Raw genomic sequence first — 9,157 nt, forward strand, 5'->3', positions numbered from 1 at the left:
AAAGATGTCCACGCCGGTGGCGGCGCCGATCTCGACGATGCGCGCGGCGGCCTGCGCCATCCGGCCGCGCGGCACGGCGATGTCCTCGATGAGCACCCGGCCGAGGCGCTCCAGCGCGGGTAGCGCCGAGCGGCGAGCAGCGAGCAGCGCCTCCGCCGTGGCCTCGTCCACCGACCGCCGGACCCTCCTCGCCCGCTCGGCGAGAATGCCCTCGGCGGCATCGGCCTCCTCTCCCGCGCCCGACCTGTCGGTCTGGACGAGCAGGAAGACCTCGCCGGCGGAGGCAAGGTTGCTGCCGGTGGCGGCGTCGACGGCCCGCACCGTGCGGCCGTCGAGCAGTTCGGCCACGGCCACGGCCACGACGATCCCGGCGACGCCGAGCGCGGTGACGCCGAGCGCGGCGGCCTCGGCGAAGGTGTCGAAGAAGGCCGCCAGGGTGACCGTGGAGCGCGGCGCGGGCCGCAGCCGCAGCCGCACGGTGGCGCCGACGACCACCCCGAGAGTTCCCTCCGATCCGACGAACAACCCGGTCAGGTCGTAGCCGGCGACCCCCTTGACGGTTCGCAGCCCGGTGCTGATGCGCTCGCCGTCTGCGAGGACGACGTCCAGACCGAGCACCGACTCCCGGGTCACGCCGTACTTCGCACAGCCCAGGCCCCCGGCGTTCGTCGCGATGTTCCCGCCGATGGTGGAGATGGCCGCGCTCGCCGGATCCGGCGCGTAGCACAGGCCGACCTCGCGGGCCGCCCGATCGAGATCTGCGGTGATCACGCCAGGCTCGACGACCGCGACCGCGTCGGTGACCGACAGCTCGCGGATGCGGTTCATTCCGGACAGGTCGAGCACGACGCTGCCCGCCGAGGCCGCGGCTCCCCCGGCGAGGCCGGTACCGGCGCCGCGCACCGTCACCGCTACCCGCGCCGCGCTCGCCGCCCGCAGCACCGCCTGGACGTCGGCCACCTCGCGCGCGAACGCGACGCCGATCGGCCGGCCCGCGGGCTGCCAGCCGGACCGGTCCCACCGGTGGGCGTTGACGACGGCCGGATCGGTGCTCCACTGCCCGGCCGGCAGCGCGACCGCGAACCGCGCCGGGGTCATTGCGGACCCGTGGCGACGGGCCGGTCGGGGTCGGCCGCCCAGGCCGACCAGGAACCCGGGTACAGGGCGGCGTCGATGCCGGCGACGGCGAGCGCGGCGATCTCGTGGGAGGCCGTCACTCCGGACCCGCAGTACACCCCGACCGGCCGCGCCCGCCCGCCGTTCCCGTCGCCGCCGACGCCGACGCCGAGGGCCGCGAACCGGGCCCGCAGCTCGTCCCGGGGCAGGAACCGGCCACTCGCGTCGAGGTTCTCCCCCGTCGCGGCGCTCACCGCTCCCGGGATGTGGCCGGCGCGCGGGTCGATCGGTTCCACCTCGCCGCGATACCGCTCGGCCGCACGGGCGTCGAGGAGGACACCCTCGCGGGCCACCCGGGCGGCGCCGTCCGCGTCGAGCACCGGCAGCTGACCGGCGTGCAGGACGATGTCGCCGGGCGCCGAGATGATCTCGCCGGTCTCGAGCGGGAACCCGGCCTCCTGCCAGGCCGCGAGTGCCCCGTCGAGGATGCGGACGTCGGCGACGCCCGCCCAGCGCAGCAGCCACCAGGCCCGGGCGGCGGCCAGCCCGCCGACCGCGTCGTAGACCACGACCGCACGCCCGGCGGTCAGCCCCCAGCGCCGGGCGGCCTGCTGGAGGTCGACGAGCTCGGGCAGCGGATGCCGCCCGGCGGTCCCGCCCGGTGCGGCGGCGAGCTCGGTGTCCAGGTCGACGTAGACCGCGCCCGGCAGGTGGCCCTCGCGGTAGTGGTCGTGCCCGTGCGGGTCACCCAGGGCCCAGCGGACGTCGAGCAGCAGCGGCGGGCCGGGCGAGAGCAGCTCGTCGTGCAGACGCCTCACGTTGACGAGGACCTCCCCGAGCGCCACGCCGGCACGTGTCCTGCCGGCATCCGGGGCCACGCCGGCAGGTGCCGGGGCCAGCAGGGCGGCGAGGTCGGCCTGGTCGAATCCGCCCGGCGGCGTGCCGGTGCGCGCCGCGGTGGCGATCCGCCGCTGCACCCCGGCGTTGACCGGTGCCGCCAGCCCGTGCAGGCGGGCCAGCAGCACGATCTCGCCGTTGAGGAAGTCCGACTCGACCGACCCGCCACGCGCCAGGCTCTGCCAGGTGGAGCTGCCCTCCCGAGAGAAGCCGGGGATCTCGTGCAGAACGAGGCCGGACAGGTCGAGCCCGTCGTCCGGACAGACTCCGGCGGTCTCCACGCCGGCCGCGGCGAACACCCGCCGCGCCTCCTCGACCAGCACGGCAGCCGCCGCGTCACGCAGCTCGCTCGGGGCGTAGATCGCGTCGAGGTTGTAGGCCAGATTGCCCAGCAGCTTGCCGGCCTTGCGTCGGTCGATGTCCGCGACGACCGCGACGGCGAACGAGGCTCGGCGCAGGTCGGCCGCGACAGCCTCGGCGGTCGGGTCGTCAACGGCGCCGCGAGGGGCGCGGCCCAGGTAGAAGGCCGCCGCGAGCGGGGCCGCCGGGGACACGACCTCGCCGGGTCGCACGTGCGAGGAGGGGCTGAGGACGACCGCGTCGATCACCGTGGCGAACCGGCGCAACGCCGTACGGGCGTTCTCGATCCCGTTTTGAAGCAGCACGACGGGCAGCGCCTCCGCCGCCGTGCGCTGCGTACCGTCAACGTCAACCGGCCGCCATGCCCACTGCGCGAGCAGCGCCTCGGAGTCCTGCGACTTGGTGGCGAGGACGAGCACGTCGTCACCACGCAGGTCGACCTCGTCCGGGCCGCCGACGACGTAGAGGGGGATCCGCCGCTCGTCGGGCTCACCGCCGGGCGTGGCCGGCGGTCGGATGTAGCGTAGCCCGCCCGCCCGCAGCGCCGCGAGGTTCGCGCCCCGGGCCACGACAACGACGTCGATCCCGGCGAGCCGCAGCTCCACGGCGACGGTCGCGCCGACGGCCCCGGCTCCGATGACGATGTACCTGCGACTCATCGTGCGTACCCGCAACTCACCGTGCGTGCGTACCTGCGACTCATCGTGTGTCCTTTCCTTGGGCGGCGGCGAGTGCGGCCGCGAACCGTTGCCCGGGAATCGCGCCGAGCAGCTCGCGGGTGTGGTCCTGCGTCGGCGCGGTGAGGACGTCGGCCGCCGGAGCACTCTCGACGATGCGGCCGGCGCGCAGCACCGCGACCTCGTGGGCGAGCTGGGCCACGACGGCGAGATCGTGGGAAATGAAGAAGTAGGCGACCCCGAGCTCCTGCTGCAGCCGCAGGAGCAGGATCTGGTCCTGCACCGACACGTCGAGCGCCGAGACGGGTTCGTCGAGGAAGACCAGCTCGGGTTCGATCGCGAGTGCCCGGGCGATCGCGACCCGCTGGTGCTGGCCGCCAGAGAGCTCGATCGGCCGGCGGCCGCGGAACGCGGCGGGCAGGGCGACCTGGTCGAGCAGCTCGCGCACCCGGGCGGCGCGGCTGGCCCGGTCGCCGACGCGGAAGGAGAGCAGCGGCTCGGCGATGCTCTCCCCGACGGTGAACCGCGGGTCTAGTGAGGAGAACGGGTTCTGGTGGACGAGCTGGAACCGCCGCCGCAGCGGCCGCAGCTGCGACCAGCCGGCGGAGGTGATGTCCTGCCCGTCGAGGTGGATCCGGCCGCTGGTCGGCTTCTCCAGGCCCATCACGATGCGCAGCGCGGTGGTCTTGCCCGACCCGGGCTCGCCGACGAGGCCCAGGGTCTGGCCCGCCCGCACCGACAGAGACACCTCGTCCAGCGCCCGGAGGACCCGCTCCCCGCCCCGGGTCCGGGGCAGCCGGAAGTCCTTCGTGATCCCCTTTAGCCGCAGCAGCTCGGGAGCCGGGGGCGCCTCGGGGAAGCGCGGGACGAGGCCGCCGGTGGACGACAACGCCGGCGCCACCTCGATGAGGTGGCGGGTGTAAGGGTCGCGCGGGGTGCGCAGGATCGACGCCGGTGCCCCGCGTTCGACGACCCGGCCGCGCCGCATCACGACGACCCGGTCGGCCCGGTCGGCCGCGACGGAGATGGTGCCCGCGGTGATCAGACCGTTCGCCAGCAGCAGACCGAGGATGGCGTTGGCCGTGGTGGTCTTCCCCGAGCCGGACTCGCCGACGACGGCGACGGTCTGTCCGGGGGCAATCGTGAGGTCGACGTCTTCCACCGCCAGAGTCGTCCGCCCTCGGCGCGTGTAGGCGACGGACAGCCCGGTGAGCTCCACGATGTTCCGGCCCGCCACGGCGTCCGCCTTCGTGCTCACCGTGCTCACCGTGCTCACGGCATTCACGCGCTCACCGTGTTCACCGTGTTCACCGCTGCACCTCTTCGATCGTGCGGGCAATGTGGTTGAGGCTGAACACGACCAGCCCGACGAACAGACCCGGCAGCAGCGACAGCCAGGGGCTGGTGATGAGGAAGTTGCGCCCGTTCGAGATGAGTGTCCCCCATTCCGCCGCCGATGGCGGGGCACCGAAGCCCAGGAAGCTGAGCGAGGAGATGGCGAGCACGGCCGTCCCGAAGTCGAGGACCGCGAGCAGCGCGCCGACGGTCGTGTTCTGGGTGAGCGAGAGGCCGAAGTCGAGGTGCAGCGCGTCCCAGAGGTGGCGGAAGTACTGCCCGGGCACGGGATCGTCAAGGCCGTAGCGCGCCTTCAGCGCGTGCAGCTGGGCCGGGGTGAGCTGGTGCACGTCGACCCCGCCGGCGGCGAGCTGCAACGTGACGGGGTCGCTGGGCAGGACGTGCAGGATGATGAAGGTGACCGTGTAGGCCGCCCAGAGCACGATGAGGGCCTGGGCGAACCTACCCGCGACGTAGCGGAGCATCGCGACGACCCGACCTACTTCGACAGCCCCACCACCTGCAGCCGGTCGTAGACCGGAAATGTCACGCCCTGGTCGATGAGGTAGTCCTGCAGGTTCGGGTAGGCGGCCCCACGCTTGTCCGGGTCGATGGTGGTGAGGCCGGCGGCGAACAGCGTGCTGATCTGCGGCGCGGTCGTCGCGTCCTCGCCGAACGTGCCGGCGTAGTGCTTGGACACGGCCCGGTCGAGCAGGGAGGCGAGCACGCTCGGGTCCGCCCGGGTCAGGTAGCTGGCAAAGAGGTCATAGCCGCCCGCGGTGGCCTGCCGGGTGAGCTGGGCCGCGGTGACGTTGGGGAACAGCGTCCCGGCGATGCCGGGCAGGGCCCGCTTCTGGATGACGCCGCCGGAGGCCTCGATGACCTCCTGGTCGGCCGAGGTGATCGGCTGGCGCGGCCAGGCGATGCCGGGCAGGTCTGGAGGTCCGACCAGAAGGCGATCTTCAGCCGCTCGCCGGGGACGGGGGTCCCGCCCGACGCCGTGCTGCCGCCGCCATTCCCGCAGGCCGCGAGCGTGACGGTCGTGAGGACGGAGACGGCCGCTGCGGCCAGCCTTCGCGTCGTTCGGTGCCGGTGCGGGGTAGTCATCCGGCCGCTGCCCCTCGTGGCGATCAACGATCCCTGCACCATCCGCAGCCAGGCGTTGAGCACCCTGGCGCGGGTCGGGCACACGGCATGGGTGGTCGGTGAGGCAGGCCATCTCGCCGGTGTGCTGCACGCCGCCCGCGCCGGGGTCGGGGTGGCTCTGCTCTCCGACGTCGGGCCGGTTCCCCCAGGGCTCGAACGGCGCCACGACCTGCCCGCCGTTGCGCCCGAACCCCTGCACGTGCGCGTGCGTCGCGGAGCGCCACCGCGGCTGGGCCAGCTGGTCGGTGACGCCGTCGAGGCCGCCCTGGCCTGAGCTTCCGGCCCCGGCATGCCCGCACTCCGGCCCGGCATGACAGCACTCCAGCCCGGCATGACAGCAGGTGGTTTCGGGCATGCCGAACATGGAGGTGGTCCGGATGGCGGATACGCTGTCGACGTTGGGCCCGCCGGCAGGCGTCACACAGCCGGACGCAGTAGTGACGGATCTCCTCGAGATCCTGCGCCGGCATCTGCGGATGGACGTCGCGGGGCTGGCCCGGATCGACGGGGATCTGCTTGTCCTGCAGGTTCTCAGCGGGGACGCGCGGGGGTTCAGGCTGGCGCCGGGCTCGACGATCCGCCGCGAGCATGCCCTGCTCGGGCGGGTGCTGTCCGGCGAGATACCGGAGATCGTCGCGGACACGCGCACCGATCCGCGCACCGCGGACGCGGGCGTCGTCCGCAAGTTGGGCGTCGGCGCGTACGCCGCGGCGCCGGTCGCCGACAACGACGGCGAGGTGTACGGCATAGTCGGCTGCCTCGCCCACAACGCGCTCCCCCACCCACGCGACCGCGACGTGCACTTCCTGCACCTGTTGGCGGCCTTCCTGAGCGACGCGGTCCTCGACCTGCACCGCCTGTGGGAACAGCGACGCCGCATCTGGCAGGAGGTGAGCGACCTCATCGACGCGGGCGGCCCAAAGATGATCTTCCAGTCGATCTTCAGGCTCACGGACGAGCGGATCGTCGGGGTCGAGGCGCTGTCCCGCTTTCCCCACACGACCGGCGGTGCGCAGCAGTGGTACAATGACGCCGCAACCGTCGGCCTGAGCATCGAGCTGGAACTCATGGCGATCCGCCACGCGCTGACCGTCCTGCCGACGCTCCCGTCCGACCTCACCCTCGCCGTCAACGCCTCGCCGTCCACCATCACCTCCGGCCTGATCGACATCCTTCCCGACCGGGGGGCCGATCGCCTCATCGTGGAGATCACCGAGCACGAGCACATCGGCGACGACTCGGAGCTGCTGGTCGCCGTCGGCGTGCTGCGCCGCCGCGGGGTCCGCATCGCGATCGACGACGTCGGCACCGGCTACGCGGGCCTGGAACAGCTCATCCACCTGCGCCCAGAGATCATCAAACTGGATCGGGTCCTCACCCACGGGATCGACACCGATCCAGCCAGGCGCGCCATCGCGGCGGGACTGGTGCAGGTCGCCGGCGAGATCGGCGGCTGCGTCATCGCCGAGGGCATCGAAACCCCGATGGAGCTCGACACGGCGATGGCGGCCGGGATCCCCTACGGCCAAGGCTACCTGCTCGGCCATCCCACCACGACCGCCGGGGCCGCCTGGGTGGAGCACTCCGCGCACCGGCCGACGGCCGCCGAACCGGAACGGGTGCCGGCAGCCTCCTCCCGGCGGCTCGGCTGAGCCCGTGGCGGCTACCGGCTGGCCCCACAGCCGCAGCGCCAGCACGAGGTACCAGCCGGGGTGACGCCAAGGTGACAGTGGGGCTACCCGGCGATTGCGCAGGCCATACGCTCACCAGCCATGACCGCGGTGGCTACGGGGGTACGGCGCCGGGCGGCGACCCCGCCGGGCCGGCTGCGCCTGCTGTCCGTGCTCGTGGTCCTCGCGCTCGTCGCACTGTGGGTCACCGCCCTCGGCGCCACGCAGACCCGCCGGCACGCGATCGACACCCTGACCAAGGACAGCGGCGCGTCCTTCATCGCCGCCCAGAGCCTGCGCGCCGAGCTCTGGGCGGCGGACGCCACGGCGGCCCGTGCCTTCCTCGCCGGCGGCGTCGAACCACCGGGGCAGCGTGCCGCCTACGCGCGCAGCATCGCCGCGGCGGGCGACCGCGTCGTCGATCTCGCCCGCGCCGGTGGTCCGCGCCAGCCCCTGGCCGTGCTCTGCGCGCAACTGCCCGTCTACACCGGCCTGGTCGAACGGGCCCGGGCGAACAACCGGCTCGGCCTCGCCGTCGGCGGGGCCTACCTGCGGCAGGCGTCCGCGCTGATGCGGGACACCATCCTGCCCGCCGCCGACGCGCTGGCCACCGCCGACGCCACCGACATCGACCACGGCTACCGGCGGGCGAGCTCCTGGCACCAGGTGTTCCTGGTCGGCGCCGTCGGCGCCGCGACGCTCGCCGGGCTCGTCACGCTGCAGGTACGGCTGTTCCGGCGCACCCACCGGATCCTCAATCTGCCGCTGCTCGCCGCCACGGCGCTCACCGCGATCATCCTCGGGTTGACGCTGACCGCGTTCGGCGTGGAACGTGGCCGTCTCGTCGAAAGCCGGGACCACGGGTACGTCCCGATGACGCTGACCGCGCAGGCCCGGGTGCTGGCATTACGGGCATGGGGTGACGAAAGCCTGTCGCTGGTCGCCCACGGCAACGGCGTGGAACTCGACGAGGACGCCCGCGCCGCGGCCGCCCGGCTGGGCTACGACGACAGGGGGCACCGGACCAGGACCGGGGTTCTGCCGGCGACGGTGGCCCTGCGCGGCCCGGACGGCCCGGCCCGCGCCGCCCTGGAACCGGCCTGGCGCGGGTACCAGGCGACAAGCCTGCGGGTCGGTAACCTGGTGTCCGATGCCGGCGGGTTCCAGCAGGCGGTGGCCGTGGCACTCGGCGAGGGCACGACCTCCTTCACCCGGTTCGACGACGCCTCGGAAGCGGTGTTCACGACCAGCCGTACCCGCTTCGAAGCGCGCCTGTCCGCCGCCGGCGAGGCACTGAACCGCCTGCCGCTCGGCGCCACCGTGGCGCTCGGGCTCGCCGCGGCCCTGGCCTTCGTCGGCATCCAGCTGAGAATCAACGACTACCGGTGAGTCGATGATGATCATTCTGGTCGTAACGGCGCGAGCGGTGACGGTACTGATTACCGTCGCCCTGGCGGTCGGCGTCACCGCCTGCGGCACGGTCGGCAGTCCGCTGCCGGCCCAGGCCCGACCCCTGGCCCCCGCGACGCCGACGCCCCCGCGGCCCGCCGCCGCGGCCGTGACGCCGACACCCACCTGTGACGATCCGCAGGCCAGCTGGCGCCCGCCGGGCCGGCTGCCCTCGCCGGGCGCGATGCCCACGGGCACCGTCCTGGAGACGATCGAACGCCGCGGCTACCTCATCGCCGGGGTGCTGGCCGACGTCCCGCCCTTCGGGTCGATCAGCCCGTTCACCGGCCAGTTCGAGGGCTTCGACGTGGAGATCGCCAACCTGATCGGCCGGAGGATCTTCGGCGCGGACGGACACGTGCGGTTCCGCGCGGTCACCTACGCCGAGCGCATCCCGGTTCTGCGCGACGGCGCCGTCGACGTCGTCGTGGCGACCATGACGACGAACTGCGAGCGGCGCGCGCTGGTGGACTTCTCCGCCGTCTACTACAACGAGACGCAACGGGT

8 protein-coding genes and 1 pseudogene are annotated in these 9,157 nt (G+C 73.5%); 4 read left to right on the forward strand and 5 right to left on the reverse strand.

What is annotated here, in order from left to right:
* The 5 genes from AC08OX_RS10990 to AC08OX_RS11010 form a co-directional block, all read right to left on the reverse strand.
* A partial coding sequence (locus AC08OX_RS10990; RefSeq protein ID WP_476607718.1) for an FAD-binding oxidoreductase occupies positions 1-1,098 on the reverse strand: 1,098 nt, incomplete at its 3' end.
* Positions 1,095-3,032 carry a rhodanese-like domain-containing protein gene (locus AC08OX_RS10995; protein WP_476607719.1) on the reverse strand — a complete coding sequence of 646 codons (1,938 nt, stop codon included), beginning with the start codon at positions 3,030-3,032 and terminating at the stop codon, positions 1,095-1,097. The genes AC08OX_RS10995 and AC08OX_RS10990, both read right to left, overlap by 4 nt.
* Before the next feature lie 40 nt (positions 3,033-3,072).
* Positions 3,073-4,326, reverse strand: a complete 1,254-nt coding sequence (locus AC08OX_RS11000; RefSeq protein ID WP_476607720.1) for an ATP-binding cassette domain-containing protein — start codon at positions 4,324-4,326, stop codon at positions 3,073-3,075.
* 31 nt (positions 4,327-4,357) lie between these two features.
* Complete coding sequence (locus tag AC08OX_RS11005; protein WP_476607721.1) at positions 4,358-4,870, reverse strand: hypothetical protein; 513 nt, start codon at positions 4,868-4,870, stop codon at positions 4,358-4,360.
* A 14-nt stretch (positions 4,871-4,884) separates the two neighbouring features.
* Entirely contained in the window at positions 4,885-5,112 is a 228-nt protein-coding gene (locus AC08OX_RS11010) for a hypothetical protein (protein WP_476607722.1), read from the reverse strand.
* Positions 5,113-5,493: 381 nt separating this feature from the next.
* Between AC08OX_RS11010 and AC08OX_RS11015 the strand changes: the two are divergent.
* From AC08OX_RS11015 to AC08OX_RS11030, 4 genes and pseudogenes are all read left to right on the forward strand, one after another.
* Positions 5,494-5,805: pseudogene (locus AC08OX_RS11015) on the forward strand (type 2 periplasmic-binding domain-containing protein); the annotation flags it as partial.
* Positions 5,806-5,884: 79 nt separating this feature from the next.
* Entirely contained in the window at positions 5,885-7,183 is a 1,299-nt protein-coding gene (locus AC08OX_RS11020) for a sensor domain-containing phosphodiesterase (protein ID WP_476607723.1), read from the forward strand.
* 120 nt (positions 7,184-7,303) lie between these two features.
* Positions 7,304-8,590, forward strand: coding sequence for a hypothetical protein (locus AC08OX_RS11025; protein WP_476607724.1), 1,287 nt, complete (start codon positions 7,304-7,306; stop codon positions 8,588-8,590).
* A gap of 4 nt (positions 8,591-8,594) precedes the next feature.
* Positions 8,595-9,157: transporter substrate-binding domain-containing protein (locus AC08OX_RS11030; RefSeq protein ID WP_476607725.1), on the forward strand; the 563-nt coding region annotated here is incomplete at its 3' end.

Source organism: Frankia sp. CoBUL1 (assembly GCF_978021245.1).